Consider the following 14,064-nt stretch of genomic DNA (forward strand, 5'->3'; position numbering starts at 1 on the left):
AGGCTCACAAATGATGGAGCCTGTTTTTTCAATCCTGCAAATAAAAAATGCCTCCGTTAATAACTTCAAATGTGATATGCGGTGAATAGCGTTTTTTTATTTCCTCGATTTCCTTTTCCATTTCATGTTCATTCGATCCTTCTTTGTAGAAGTGACGGACCAGATCAATTTCTTCCTCCATGGTTTTGCGTGACGCTTCCGCCCAGTCATGATCCTGGTCCTGTATATAGCTTTGGAGTACCTTTTCAATCCGTTTAAATCCGCTGTGCAATTTAATCATCGGTGAAATGGTGTAACAATAATCGGGAATAGCATTTTGCAGAACTTTATGCTGCAGTTCTTCCATCATCTCCAGTTTCATGATGCCGTTGACCAGGTGAAGTCCGATTGAAATCATTTCATCTTTCTTTTGTTTCCCCCGATAACTGATTTTAATATTGCTGACAAGCCATGGATAAAGCGCGGTCTTCTGATTTGTATCAACCTGATCAAATAGCTTCGCGTACTTTTCACGTTCATTCAGATGGTTGATGATTTGGTGCAGTCGCGGGCTGCCATAATGAATCCACTCGTGTTTGCCGTCCCTTTTTTCGGGGTCGGTAATCAACGTAAGCTGCTTAGGTTGACCGGGGTGGCCCATATTTTTTATATAATGCCAGTAAAATGGCCGATTCATTAATGCACGATCCATTTTTTCCGTTAATTGCACAGTCAGCACCCCATCTTCGTTATGCATTAATTCACAGTTATGTGCTGTGAAATAAGACTGTAAAAAGCCATGTAAGCTGTTAATTGCCATATTGCTGCTCCCCCTGTGCTGTTTTGTCATGTGTTAATTGTATAACTGAGGACAGATTATCCAATTTAATTTTGGCCTCACCGGTTGAAGCTGATTCAGAAAAGATGGTTTGGATTTCGGATTCGATATCGTTTATATTCAGTTCAGCGAGAATGCTGTCCAAATGACCGATAACCTGTTCGAACAAATTAATTTTCTCATACAAAAGCGTCATAATATGCTCTTCCACTGTTCCGCGGATAGCGACATTATAAATGTGTACATCGTTCTCCTGACCATACCTGTGGATTCGGCCGATGCGCTGTTCAAGCCGCATGGGGTTCCAGGGAAGGTCGTAATTGATCATATGGTTGCAGAACTGCAGGTTAATGCCTTCACCGCCGGCTTCAGTGGCAATAAGGACTTGTGCATGATGCTCAAACAGTTGCTTCATCCAATCTTTTTTTCCTTTTTTGAATCCGCCCCTATATGGTACCGAAGTAATCCCGTTTTCTTTTAAATACCATTGCAGATAAACTTGGGTTGCCCGGTATTCGGTAAAGATAATCACTTTTTCATTACCGGCCTGTTTAATTAAATCCACAACTTTGCCGGCCTTTACATGCTGAGGGAGTTGTTCAATTTTTTCGGTAATCGGTTTAATCAGCTTTTCCCTTGACTCATCAGTTATCATTTTTTGTAATGACAGATAACATGCTTCTCGGGATGAACTGAGCTCTCTCAACAATGTAATTTTTGAAAAAGCAGGGAAGGCATTTACAGCATTCCCCAAATAGGAATAGACATCCATTTCTTCCTCGGTGAAGTCAATCCAGACTGTCTCAATATTCCGCTTAATTGCATCAAATTTTGTGTTTTGCCGCGTATTGCGAATCATCACTTTCTGTATTAAATGTTTCAAATAGCCATCCTGTTTCAGATTTTTACGGTCTTTTCCATATTGTTCCAGGAAACTGTCATAATCACCCAGATGTCCTGGTTTCAGGATAGAAACCAGATTAAAGATTTCAACCAGTCTATTTTGCACAGGAGTTGCTGTCAGCAGCAGACAATACTTTTTCTTCATTGATTTCACAAAATCAAAGTTTTGTGTCTTGTGGTTCTTTAATTTATGCGCTTCATCCACCAGCAGAAAATCATAATCCTGTTCCAGAATCTGTTCGCGGTGAGGTGACCGTTTTGCTGTATCAATTGAAGTGATAATCACATCATATTGATCCCATGGATAACTTTTCCGGAATGTCACTGCCGGGATATAGAATTTTTCGTTCAGTTCCTGTGCCCATTGATTGACTAAAGAAGCTGGTACAATAATTAATACTTTTTTAACCAGTCCACGAAGCATATATTCTTTTAGTATCAGACCTGCTTCAATGGTTTTGCCAAGGCCTACTTCATCCGCCAAAATCGCCCTGCCGTTCATTTCCTCAAGGACCTGCCTGGCAGTGGACAATTGATGGTCCAGAAAATCCATTTGCGGTAAATATTCCAATGCTTTTAATCCGTCAAATGATGGTGACATGGTTGTCAAGGCTGCTTCATAATTCATCCTGAAAAGATCCCATGAAGAAAAGGGACCCTCCGTTTGAAGTCTTTCTTCAAAACCATCGATGAACGTAGAATCCTTTTGAATATCTATTTGACTCATCCTATACTCCTTTTTTCACAAAGTTATGATTTTCCCTACTTTTAATATGGCTCATGTGATATAATGTAAGTAACATAGATAACTATTTCCTGATTTATACATAGTATAACCAAAATAATAAATATCATGATGCGAATGAATACAAGGGGAGAGATTACTGTTCAGGAGAGCAGTAACGCCGAAGGAGCAAACATTCAGTGAATCTCTCAGGCAAAAAGACTCTTGTAGGACGCACCTCTGGAGAGTGTTTACGAAGGTAAACCACCCACGAAGCAAGCACTTTTGAAGATGGATGCGGTTTCACAAAAGTGTGCAACTTTCTGGTTGAAGGACAGAGATTTCCCTGAATGCGGGGGATCTCTGTTTTTGTGTGCAGAAAAAGGAAGTTCATGGACAAGCATAAGTTTGAAAAAGGAGTTGATGGAATGAGTGAGTTGAAGCGCACACCGCTGTACCCTGAATATGAAAAATCAGGGGGCAAGACGGTTGATTTTGGCGGATGGGATTTGCCTATTCAATTCAGCGGTATTAAACATGAACACGAAGCGACCAGAACGAAAGCGGGCTTATTTGATGTTTCCCATATGGGGGAAATAATGGTTCAGGGGCCGGGAAGTCTGGAGCTTTTGCAGAAGGTTGTCACAAATGATGTTTCCAAATTAACACCCAAGCGGGCCCAATACACGTTTATGTGTTATGAAGACGGTGGCACCGTGGACGACTTTATTATCTATATGCTGGATAACAATCAGTATTTACTTGTTGTCAATGCGGCAAACACCGAAAAAGATTTTGAATGGCTAAAGGAACATAATGACAAAGATGCTTCGGTTAAAAATGTTACCCCGGACTATGTTCAGCTCGCACTGCAGGGACCAAAAGCGGAAACAATTCTGCAGCGGCTGACTGATGCGGATTTAAGTCAGATTAAATTTTTCCGGTTTGAAAATCCCTTATATTTTTATGGAGCTGAAGCAGGAGCGATTGTGTCCCGCACAGGCTATACGGGTGAAGATGGATTTGAGATTTATATTAATGCAGCTGAAGGCAGAGGCTTATGGAACCAGATCCTTGAAGCAGGTAAAGATGATGGTCTGGAACCGATAGGTCTGGGAGCCAGGGATACACTGCGCTTTGAAGTAAACCTGCCTTTATACGGCCAGGAACTTTCCAAAACGATTTCACCGGTCGAAGCGGGTATGAAGTTTGCGGTAAAAGTGAATAAAGAACATGATTTTATCGGTAAAGAAGCTTTAAAACAGCAAATTGAGAATGGCCCATCACGTAAACTTGTTGGGATCGAGATGATTGATAAAGGGATTCCGAGAACGGATTATCAGGTTTTTGCAGGTGATGAAGAAGTGGGCTACATCACAACAGGCACACAGTCTCCAACACTTAAAAAGAATATTGGACTGGCACTCGTAAAAACTGAGTTCGCTGCAGAAGGAACTGAATTATTCATCCAAGTAAGAAAAAGGAAACTGAAGGCAATCGTTGTTAAAACACCATTTTATAAACGTGGGCAATGAGAGGGAGGTTTTTATGGAATTTCGTTATTTGCCAATGACTGAATCGGATAAAAAAGAAATGCTGGGTACCATTGGCGTTGAATCGACCGATGCACTTTTTGCGGATATTCCGGAGAACGTTAGGTTTAAAGGTGAATTAAACTTGAAAAAACCGGCCAATGAAGCGGCACTGATGAAAGAACTGACGGGGATGGCAGGAAAAAATGCCAATTTAAAAGAATACAGTTCGTTTCTTGGTGCAGGTGTTTATGATCACTTCATCCCATCCGTGGTCGATCATGTGATATCACGTTCCGAATTTTATACAGCTTACACGCCTTATCAGCCTGAAATATCCCAGGGGGAACTACAGGCTATATTTGAATTCCAGACAATGATCTGTGAATTGACAGGAATGGAAGTGGCAAATTCTTCGATGTATGATGGAGGCACAGCACTTGCTGAGGGTGTAACACTGAGTGCCGGGCAAACGAAACGGAACAAAGTTATCGTATCCAAATCAGTCCATCCTGAGTCACGGGCAGTCATTCACACTTACGCAAAGGCGCAGAACCTGGATATTGTCGAAATAGATGCTGATGATGGCATAACAGATCTGACCCAGCTGGAGAAAGAGATGGATGAAAAAACAGCAAGTGTTGTCATCCAGTACCCCAATTTTTTTGGCCAGATTGAACCATTGGATAAAGTAAATGAGATTATCCGCCAGCAGAAAAAGACGATGTTTATTGTTTCCAGTAATCCGCTGGCACTAGGCTATTTAACACCACCAGGCGACTTTGGTGCCGATATTGTAGTTGGCGACACACAAGTTTTCGGCATCCCTGCTCAATTTGGCGGTCCGCATTGTGGTTATTTTGCAACCACAGATAAATTAAAACGCAAAGTACCCGGACGATTGGTTGGGCAAACAACAGATGAAGATGGTGAACGCGGGTTTGTGCTGACATTGCAGGCGAGAGAACAGCATATCAGACGTGATAAGGCAACATCCAACATCTGTTCCAATCAGGCATTAAATGCGCTTGCCAGTTCTGTTGCAATGAGCTCAATCGGAAAACACGGTCTGCGGAAAATGGCTGTATTAAATATGCAAAAGGCACGTTATGCCAAACAGCAGCTGGAAATTGCCGGCATCCCTGCAGTTTTTTCCGGGCCATTTTTCAATGAACTGGTCATTAAACTGTCTGAAGATGTTACAGGTATCAATGATAAGCTTTTAAAGAGCGGTATTATTGGCGGATACGATCTGGGACAAGGCTATCCTGAATGGGAAGGCCATATGCTGATTGCTGTCACTGAAAATCGTACAAAAGAAGAAATTGATACGTTTGTCAAAGAATTGGGGGATATCCATGGCTAAGACAGATTTTCCGTTAATTTTTGAGCGTGGGAAAAAAGGAAGAACAGGTTACAGTCTGCCGGAATTGGATGTTCCGGAAATCGATCTGGACAGTGAATTTGAGGATTCCTATGTCCGTTCCGAGGCACCTGATCTGCCGGAAGTGAGTGAACTTGATCTTATGCGTCACTATACAGCATTATCAAGTCGCAATTATGGTGTGGATTCTGGATTTTATCCGCTCGGGTCATGCACGATGAAGTATAACCCTAAAATTAATGAAGATGTAGCAAGACTAGCCGGATTCAGTCACATTCATCCGCATCAGGATCCAAAAACGGTGCAGGGCGCTATGGAAATGATGTACGATCTGCAAATCTCTCTTAGTGAAATAACCGGTATGCATGATTTTTCGCTGCAGTCAGCAGCCGGAGCCCAAGGTGAGTGGAGCGGATTAATGATGATTCGTGCCTTTCATGAGGCAAACGATGATTACAGTCGGACGCAAGTAATTGTTCCGGACTCTGCCCACGGAACAAACCCGGCGTCAGTCTCAGTTGCCGGCTTTGATGCGGTTACGGTTAAAACAAATGATAAAGGTTTAGTGGATATCGGGGATTTAAAGCGTGTTGTCAGTCAGGAAACAGCTGCATTAATGCTGACAAACCCGAATACACTGGGCTTGTTTGAGACTGAAATCATGGAAATGGCAGAAATTGTTCATGGTGCAGGCGGAAAGCTTTATTATGACGGGGCAAATCTTAATGCGATTATGGGATATGCCCGACCTGGGGACATGGGATTTGATGTTGTTCATTTGAATTTACACAAAACATTCACCGGACCGCATGGCGGCGGTGGACCAGGATCAGGACCAGTTGGTGTAACCGAGGAGTTCGCGCCTTATTTGCCAAAACCGGTGCTTACTAAAAAAGATGACCAATTCGTATTTGACTATGACCGTCCTGATTCTATCGGACGAATAAAGCCATACTATGGGAACTTCGGCATTTATTTGCGAGCTTATACTTACATCCGTACGATGGGTGCTGAAGGACTTAAAAAAGTAAGCGAATATGCGGTATTAAATGCAAATTACCTGATGCGCAGGCTTGAAAAAGAATATTTCTTGCCATATCAACAGCATTGCAAGCATGAATTTGTGTTATCAGGCAAAAAGCAAAAACAGCTGGGTGTCCGCACATTGGACATTGCTAAACGGCTGCTTGATTATGGTTATCATCCGCCGACCATTTACTTCCCTTTGAATGTGGAAGAAGCTATGATGACCGAACCGACTGAAACTGAATCGAAAGAAACATTGGACGGTTTCATTGACGCTATGCTGCAAATATCCGAGGAGGCGAAAAATGAGCCTGAGTTGGTTCAGGAGGCGCCGCACAATACGGTTGTAAAACGAATGGATGAAACAACAGCTGCACGGAAACCGATATTGCGTTACCATAAATAAAATGGACGGGGTTATCGCCCCGTCCATTTTATTTATCCCGCTTTTATCCGCATCTAATGATCAGTCAACCGTTAAAAAACGGCGGTTGACTGACCTTGATACCCGGGATCTGTTTAACTGACATTCAATAGGGAAAAAGCGCCCACTGCATGAAGTTTTACTATATTGGATAAGTTGCATTGTGTTATTTAGCTTTTACTTTTCCGGTCCATTTTTTAAAGCCGCCTTTGAGCTGGTTGATATCTTCATAGCCTTTTTTATGGAGCAGCTGGGCAGCTCTTCCTGATCTTGAACCACCCTGGCAGTACAAATAGACTGGTTTATCTTTTCTCAGTTCAACAAGCCGCTGTTTCATTTGCGTCAGCGGAATATTCCGTGCACCAAGAATATGACCTTTATCAAATTCATTTGGCTCACGGACATCGATCAGTTGCGCTTTTCGATAACCTTGGCGGAACTGGTCTTCCGTTAATGTTTTCAAAAAGTTTTTTTGTCTGAAGTACCGGAACATGCCTACTGCCAAAAGAGCTACAACAACTATAATTAAAATTTCCATTATGAATCCCCCGTCAATCTAATTCTTCCATTCTCTATTATATGGCGGATTAGTATTTTTTTCAAAGTATTTTTCTTGATGGGAGGGAATGTGGTGATCATATAAGAGGTTGTTATTTTCAGTGGTAGGGATGAGAAGGATTATGACTATATTTGTCGAATTTTCTGTTTTATTGCCGGAAATAAAGTGAAACTTTATTCAGTGGGGCACTTTTTCCCCATTAATGTTTGTTGAACAAAATCGGGCAGTTAAGGTCAGTTAGCCATCGTCTTTCGGCGGTTTACTGACCATTATATGCGGGGTAGAAATTGAAAAAGGTTAAAAACGCTATATTTATGGGAGTTATCTTGATTTTACTCTTTATTTCTTGATATATTTGTCCTTTATTGTGATTGACAAATCACTGATCGTTTGTTCTTTTCACCATATATTGTATTGTTTTTAAAAAATATATACTATATATTGTTTAATTGTTTCGAAATGTGGTATGTTTATAATAGCACATTTATGAAAGGGAGTGAATCCGAAATGTCGACTGCTGTTGAAAATCGGTATGACATAGATGTACAGGCATTGAACGACGATATAAAACTGTTTCCGCAAGTACATCCGGTTACAGATGATATGAGATTGACGCATAAAGGCGTATCAAGGCTGGTTATGCTCGATCGGTATGCATTTAAAGATACTGCAAAAACCACGTTAAAAGCAGGAGATTTTGTCGTGTTGACCGTTAAGGCTGACCCTAGTTTTCCTGCTCGCGGGCTTGGATTTATCAAATCTATTGATTGGGATAACAAAGAGGCAATGATTGAAGTTGATTCAGATTTTGTTTCGGTTCTTGATGATGAAGAGGAAGCTTCCACAGGGATTATAAGACGGTCACTCAGTGTGATAGACAAACCGCTGGAAGTTTTTTATGAGCAGATAGCTAAACGAAATGCCACAGGCTTGGCAAATGTCGAGACAACGAAAGAACAACAGAATGAGTGGTATGAAAAATTCAACGAAGAACTGAGCAGGATGAATTTTATTCCTGCAGGACGCGTGTTATACGGGGCAGGAGCTGATACCGATGTGACGTATTTCAACTGCTATGTCATGCCGTATATTAAAGATTCACGCGAAGGCATTTCAGATCATCGTAAACAGGTGATGGAGATTATGTCGCGGGGAGGCGGTGTCGGTACAAACGGTTCGACACTCAGACCGCGAAATGCGCTGGCAAGAGGCGTGAACGGAAAATCATCCGGGTCGGTCTCCTGGCTTGATGATATTGCCAAACTGACTCATCTTGTGGAACAGGGTGGATCAAGACGTGGTAAACAGAAGTGCCTCGTCTATAAATAAACCCCGTGAATTGCTGGGAACTCTTTTATGACTTGTTGGCTACAACGTAACCGGAAACGGTAAGCGTGACATGCGAAAAAACAGCAAGTGGACAAAGACAATCAGCAGCCAAACTTCGTATGGAAGAAGGTTCAACGGCCATCGAAAGCACGTGAAAATACGTAAGCGAGTAGAGTAGAAATCGAGTGATTTCGAAGCGCGGGGACACATTTTGAGTAATGTGTAAGATATGGTCTGAACTCCAAAGTGATTTGGAGAGTTGATGTAACGAATCAACGTAACATTTTGGCTCAAATGATCATGTTAGTCGATTCTCACCCGGATATTATTGAATTTATCATTTCAAAAATGCAGAATCCGAGGATTTTGCGGTATTTGATTGAAAACACCGAGGATGAGCAGATTAAAACGCTGGCACAGGAAAAATTGAAATTTACACCATTGACTGAAACTGAATCCGATCTTTATCAGGGGATTGTCAATTACTGTTCAATGCCGGGACAAGGCGGTTTCACACAGGCTGCCATTCATGAGGCAGAACAAAAACTGATTACCGGAGGAACGTACGATGTTCATAATCCTGAGTTCCTAACAGGTGCCAATATTTCAGTCTGTATCACAAAAGATTTCATGGACGCTGTGGAAAATGATGAAGAGTATGAACTTCGTTTTCCTGATGTTGAGAACTACTCAGAAGAAGAAATGAAGGCTTATAATGAGCAGTGGCATGAAATAGGCGATGTCCGTAAATGGGAAGAAATGGGTTACGGTATTCGTGTTTATCGCCGGATTAAGGCAAAAGAATTATGGAGCCTGATCAATATTTGTGCAACATATTCGGCGGAACCGGGCATTTTCTTCATTGATAATGCCAATGAAATGACAAATGCGCAAGCTTATGGCGACCAGGTGGTTGCAACAAACCCGTGTGGGGAACAACCTCTTGCACCTTATTCTGTCTGCAATCTTGCAGCTGTCAATTTAGCTCAGATGGCTGATAAAAGTACGAAATCCGTTGATTTTGATAAACTAAAACAAACTGTCAAGACAGGCGTTCGCATGCAGGACAATGTCATTGATGCAACACCGTATTTCCTTGAAGAAAATAAAAAACAAGCACTTGGTGAACGCCGTGTCGGTTTGGGCGTCATGGGACTTCACGATTTGTTGATCTATTGCGAGACAAAGTATGGATCAGAAGAAGGCAATAGGCTTGCTGATAACATATTTGAAACAATTGCAACAACCGCATACCGCGAATCGGTTGAGCTGGCTAAAGAGAAAGGGAGTTTTCCGTTTCTGGTTGGAGAGACCGATGAAGAAACAAAAAGTCTGCGGGAATCATTCATAAACACTGGTTATATGCAAAAAATGCCAGCAGATATCAAAGAAAGTATTCTTGAATATGGTATCCGCAACTCACATCTGCTGACGGTTGCACCAACTGGATCAACAGGGACGATGGCCGGAGTCAGCACCGGGTTGGAACCATATTTCTCCTTTTCATATTTCAGAAGCGGCCGGTTAGGGAAATTCATTGAAGTCAATGCTGATATTGTTCAAGAATATCTGGATAAACATCCTGATCGGGATCCGGAAAATCTTCCGGAGTGGTTCATATCAGCTATGGATCTGTCCCCCGAAGAACATGCAGACGCACAGTGCGTCATCCAGGGCTGGGTGGACAGTTCTATCTCCAAAACGGTTAACGCACCTAAAGGTTATACAGTTGATCAGGTAGAGAGTGTCTACCGCAGATTGTATAATGGCGGTGCAAAAGGCGGCACGGTATACGTTGATGGAAGCCGTGACACACAGGTGTTAACGTTAAAAGCGGAAGAAAATGCCTTTAGTGAACAAACCGAGCTTTTTGAGGAAGAAAAACCGAAAGTAGTTCTGATGGATACTGTTCAGGAATTGGATAAAACAAATGTTTCCATCGGATCTGAAGTGGGAGACACATGTCCTGTCTGCCGAAACGGAAATATTGAGGATATCGGCGGGTGCAACACATGCACAAGCTGTGGTGCCCAGCTTAAATGCGGATTGTAAATTGAAATTCAGAGGGGAATCGGTAAACTGGCCGGTTCCCCTTATTAATTCCCTGAAGCTTGTCTCATCAGCTGATATCCTGTATCCTCTAGAGAGAAACAATTTTGCACTGACTAAAAAATTATTCCCATGAAATGAGTGATTTGATGCCTACCCCAAGTATGGAGGACTATATTGAACAAATTCATAATTTAATGGAGTCAAAGGGTTATGCCCGCGTATCGGATATTGCAGAAGCTCTGTTGGTCCATCCATCATCTGTCACAAAAATGGTTCAAAAACTGGACAAGGATGGCTACCTTAACTATGAAAAATATCGGGGATTCATATTGACATCAAAAGGTGAAAAGCTCGGTGAGCGGCTTGTTTACCGGCATGAATTGCTGGAAGAGTTTCTTGAAGTTATTGGTGTTGACGGTGACAAGATTTATGAAGATGTGGAAGGGATCGAACACCATCTCAGCTGGAATTCCATCGACAGAATCGGCGATCTTGTCCAATATTTCAAAACCGATAAGAAACGAATAAGAGACTTGCAAAGCGTTATCAAGGCAAGTGAAGAGTAACCGGCTAATTTTGTGTTCTATTTCCCTTTGTGTGCTCTTACATATATAAAGCGGGGCAAAATTTTTGTGACAGGAGGGTTGTCACAGATCATCAGATAAAAGGAAGAGGGGCTGGCCGACAGCAAAAACGAGCGATAACAATGGGGAGAGGTCTGATGAAAATTGATGGCGTATTTTCAGGCGGGGGAGTTAAGGCGTATGCATTTATTGGAGCGTTAGAGCGAGTGTACGACCATAACCATACGTTTGAAAGGGTGGCCGGTTCATCCGCCGGTGCTATCATTGCAGCATTTCTTGCTTCGGGGTATCAGTTTCGCGAGATGGATGAAATGATACAGGAATTGGACACCAAAAAACTGATGGACGCTCCTAAATGGACGACGTTTATTCCATTCTCCAAATGGGTGAACCTTTATTTTCAACTTGGTCTGTATAAAGGCAATAAACTCGAAAAATGGATTCATAAACAATTGGCAAGAAAAAAGATACACACCTTCAATGATCTTAAGCCCGGTTATTTAAAAGTGATTGTCAGTGATATATCCCTCGGTAAACTTGTTGTTATTCCAGATGATTTGCACAGGATTTACGGCATAAACCCGGATTATTTCCCAGTTGCAAAGGCAGTCCGTATGAGTGCGGGATTCCCATATTTTTTTATGCCAAAAAATATCCCCACTAAAGCAAACGGGAAAAGAAGCTTGATAGTGGATGGTGGTTTGTTAAGCAACTTTCCGCTATGGGTTTTTAATGCTGGGAACAACCGAAGCAAACGCCCGGTAGTTGGAATGAAATTAAACGGACATCCGGCACGGGAAAAACCGCGTGAAATCAAAAATGCCATAGATATGTTTCAGGCACTATTTTCCACAATGCTTAATGCGCATGATGCCCGTTACGTTTCTACATCAGAAAAGGAAAACATTATTTTCCTCCCGGTGGACCATGTAGAAACGACAGATTTTGAACTGAACCCCACCGCGAGAGAGCGGCTGATCCGTACCGGAAAAGATCAGGCACAAGAATTCCTTAAATATTGGCCAAACTAAAAACCGGGCTAGTTTTAAAAACTAGCCCGGTTTTTTCTTTTTGATTTATTTCCATCAATAACCCGCAAATGGGACGGGCGCTTATTCGATTTCTTTTTCAGTGAAAACGGCTGCGAACGTTTAGAAGGAGATTTTGGTTTGTTTTGCTGGCTGCTGTATTTAACTTTCGATTGCTTAACCGCCTGTTTATACTTTTTAGTTTCGTTTGACGGTGTTCGCTTTTTGAAAAAAACGAAGTACATGACCGCAAAAATGGCAATACCAAACCCGAGCATTGTAAATATACTGGTCAGAAAAGAGGCTGTATTGGTAAACAACTGTGTGACAACACCAATAACGGCCAACCCTATGATCACATAAACCAGCAAAGCACTTTTATGATTACCCATTCGGATATCCTCCTTTCACGCTTTTAATACTGCTATTATACCTATACCACGATTAACGCGATTTTTATCATTTTCTTTAAAATTTTTTTTGCTATTTATCATTGTTTCCGTTCCTGTACAAAATATGCACAATTTACCAAGGTATTTTATACTTCTTATTTTACTAGAAAATCCTCTTTAAAACCAGTTAATTGCCCATGAAATCGGATGATTGGTTTTGCGGTATTCGGTAACAATAAACATGGAGGTGTTTCGAATGGAAAACCAGGATCAACGTCTGGAACAGAATAAACAGGAAGAACCGGTCAGCATTTTATCCCGTTCATTGCTGACGGGGTTTATCGGAGGACTATTGGGAGGATTTTTTGGTGTGGTGTTATACTACTTTAACTTTTCCGAGGTGGCCCCGAAGAGTTATCTGCTTCGTTCCTGGCTAACGGCAAGCTGGATTGACGGCTGGTTGGGAACGGTTTTATCTATTTTGATGATTGGCGTCATATCTCTGTTGACGGCGTTTATTTACTTCATACTGTTTAAGAAGGTCAATTCACTCTGGATGGGCGTCGCATATGGGATCGTTTTATGGTTCGTTGTGTTTTATATCATTCAGCCAATCTTTCCGAATATCCCTCCATTGGGGGACTTGAATGCAAATACGATTGTTTCGACAATCTGTTTATATATATTATACGGTACTTTTATTGGATATTCCATATCTTATGATTATACTGATACGCTGTATAAATTAAGAGCTGAAAAGGAACGTGGAACTGAATGATAACCCTTTGATTATTCAATCGCTTTAGTTTGTGATAAACTTAAATAGTCCATAACTAGTATATTGGTAAAGGGAATGAATCAACACATGAACCGTCTTTTGCTGATGAATGGCCCGAATATTAACTTATTGGGAAAACGGGAAAAGGAAATCTATGGAGCGTTTACTTTACAGACGATTGAAGAAAAAATCACTGAATTAGTGGAAGAATACGGCGGTAAACTGGACTGCTTTCAGTCAAATCATGAAGGAGAATTGATTGACCATTTGCACCAGGCAAATGAAAAATCGTATGATGGGATTATTTTCAATCCTGCTGCTTACACCCATACAAGCATTGCATTAAGGGATGCGATTACCGCAATTGACACTCCGGTTATCGAAGTGCATATTTCAAACGTGCATAAGCGTGAGACGTTTCGCCATCAGTCCATGTTGGCGGCCGTTTGTTATGGACAGATCGTCGGTTTTGGCATGGACAGCTACCGCCTGGCAGCACTTGCTTTTCTAAATAAATAGAAGGGGATGATCA

The 14,064-nt window shown here is 41.7% G+C and carries 11 protein-coding genes, 2 pseudogenes and 1 riboswitch; of the genes and pseudogenes, 9 read left to right on the plus strand and 4 right to left on the minus strand.

The genetic code is table 11. From position 1 onward, the window contains the following. Nucleotides 1–28: 28 nt before the first annotated feature. Nucleotides 29–799, minus strand: coding sequence for a YqhG family protein (locus VK097_RS08240; protein ID WP_324211333.1), 771 nt, complete (start codon nucleotides 797–799; stop codon nucleotides 29–31). After that, on the minus strand, nucleotides 789–2,447 hold the full coding sequence (locus VK097_RS08245; RefSeq protein ID WP_324211334.1) for a DEAD/DEAH box helicase: 1,659 nt from the start codon (nucleotides 2,445–2,447) through the stop codon (nucleotides 789–791). The genes VK097_RS08240 and VK097_RS08245 overlap by 11 nt, the downstream gene beginning before the upstream one ends. A gap of 135 nt (nucleotides 2,448–2,582) precedes the next feature. Further along, nucleotides 2,583–2,679, plus strand: a riboswitch (glycine riboswitch). Nucleotides 2,680–2,872: 193 nt separating this feature from the next. On the opposite strand from VK097_RS08245, the gene gcvT reads away from it, so the two are divergent. Genes gcvT through gcvPB form a run of 3 tightly spaced genes read left to right on the plus strand, consistent with a single transcriptional unit; the run spans nucleotide 2,873 to nucleotide 6,792 of the window. Next, complete coding sequence (gene gcvT, locus VK097_RS08250; RefSeq protein WP_324211335.1) at nucleotides 2,873–3,979, plus strand: glycine cleavage system aminomethyltransferase GcvT; 1,107 nt, start codon at nucleotides 2,873–2,875, stop codon at nucleotides 3,977–3,979. A 13-nt stretch (nucleotides 3,980–3,992) separates the two neighbouring features. Beyond that, a complete protein-coding gene (gcvPA, locus tag VK097_RS08255; RefSeq protein ID WP_324211336.1) occupies nucleotides 3,993–5,342 on the plus strand; it encodes an aminomethyl-transferring glycine dehydrogenase subunit GcvPA in 1,350 nt (449 codons plus the stop codon). Then, nucleotides 5,335–6,792, plus strand: a complete 1,458-nt coding sequence (gene gcvPB / locus VK097_RS08260; protein WP_324211337.1) for an aminomethyl-transferring glycine dehydrogenase subunit GcvPB — start codon at nucleotides 5,335–5,337, stop codon at nucleotides 6,790–6,792. The genes gcvPA and gcvPB overlap by 8 nt, the downstream gene beginning before the upstream one ends. A 184-nt stretch (nucleotides 6,793–6,976) precedes the next feature. On the opposite strand, the gene VK097_RS08265 is transcribed toward gcvPB, so the two are convergent. Continuing rightward, entirely contained in the window at nucleotides 6,977–7,348 is a 372-nt protein-coding gene (locus tag VK097_RS08265; RefSeq protein ID WP_324211338.1) for a rhodanese-like domain-containing protein, read from the minus strand. A 528-nt stretch (nucleotides 7,349–7,876) separates the two neighbouring features. On the opposite strand from VK097_RS08265, the pseudogene VK097_RS08270 reads away from it, so the two are divergent. The 4 genes and pseudogenes from VK097_RS08270 to VK097_RS08285 all read left to right on the plus strand — a co-directional run. Further along, nucleotides 7,877–8,671, plus strand: a pseudogene (locus VK097_RS08270) (ribonucleotide reductase barrel domain-containing protein); the annotation flags it as partial. A gap of 315 nt (nucleotides 8,672–8,986) precedes the next feature. After that, nucleotides 8,987–10,750: pseudogene (locus VK097_RS08275) on the plus strand (vitamin B12-dependent ribonucleotide reductase); the annotation flags it as partial. Nucleotides 10,751–10,896: 146 nt separating this feature from the next. Beyond that, on the plus strand, nucleotides 10,897–11,316 hold the full coding sequence (mntR, locus tag VK097_RS08280) for a transcriptional regulator MntR (protein ID WP_324211339.1): 420 nt from the start codon (nucleotides 10,897–10,899) through the stop codon (nucleotides 11,314–11,316). Between the two features lie 155 nt (nucleotides 11,317–11,471). Further along, a complete protein-coding gene (locus tag VK097_RS08285; RefSeq protein WP_324211340.1) occupies nucleotides 11,472–12,365 on the plus strand; it encodes a patatin-like phospholipase family protein in 894 nt (297 codons plus the stop codon). Between the two features lie 14 nt (nucleotides 12,366–12,379). On the opposite strand, the gene VK097_RS08290 is transcribed toward VK097_RS08285, so the two are convergent. Further along, nucleotides 12,380–12,754, minus strand: coding sequence for an SA1362 family protein (locus tag VK097_RS08290; RefSeq protein ID WP_324211341.1), 375 nt, complete (start codon nucleotides 12,752–12,754; stop codon nucleotides 12,380–12,382). Nucleotides 12,755–13,010: 256 nt separating this feature from the next. Between VK097_RS08290 and VK097_RS08295 the strand changes: the two genes are divergently transcribed. Both VK097_RS08295 and aroQ read left to right on the plus strand, forming a co-directional pair. Beyond that, a complete protein-coding gene (locus tag VK097_RS08295) occupies nucleotides 13,011–13,532 on the plus strand; it encodes a YqhR family membrane protein (RefSeq protein ID WP_324211342.1) in 522 nt (173 codons plus the stop codon). A gap of 87 nt (nucleotides 13,533–13,619) precedes the next feature. Continuing rightward, nucleotides 13,620–14,051 carry a type II 3-dehydroquinate dehydratase gene (gene aroQ / locus VK097_RS08300; protein ID WP_324211343.1) on the plus strand — a complete coding sequence of 144 codons (432 nt, stop codon included), beginning with the start codon at nucleotides 13,620–13,622 and terminating at the stop codon, nucleotides 14,049–14,051. Nucleotides 14,052–14,064 lie beyond the last annotated feature (13 nt).

It is taken from the genome of Lentibacillus sp. (assembly GCF_035301675.1).
Classification (GTDB): Bacteria; Bacillota; Bacilli; order Bacillales; family Amphibacillaceae; genus Lentibacillus.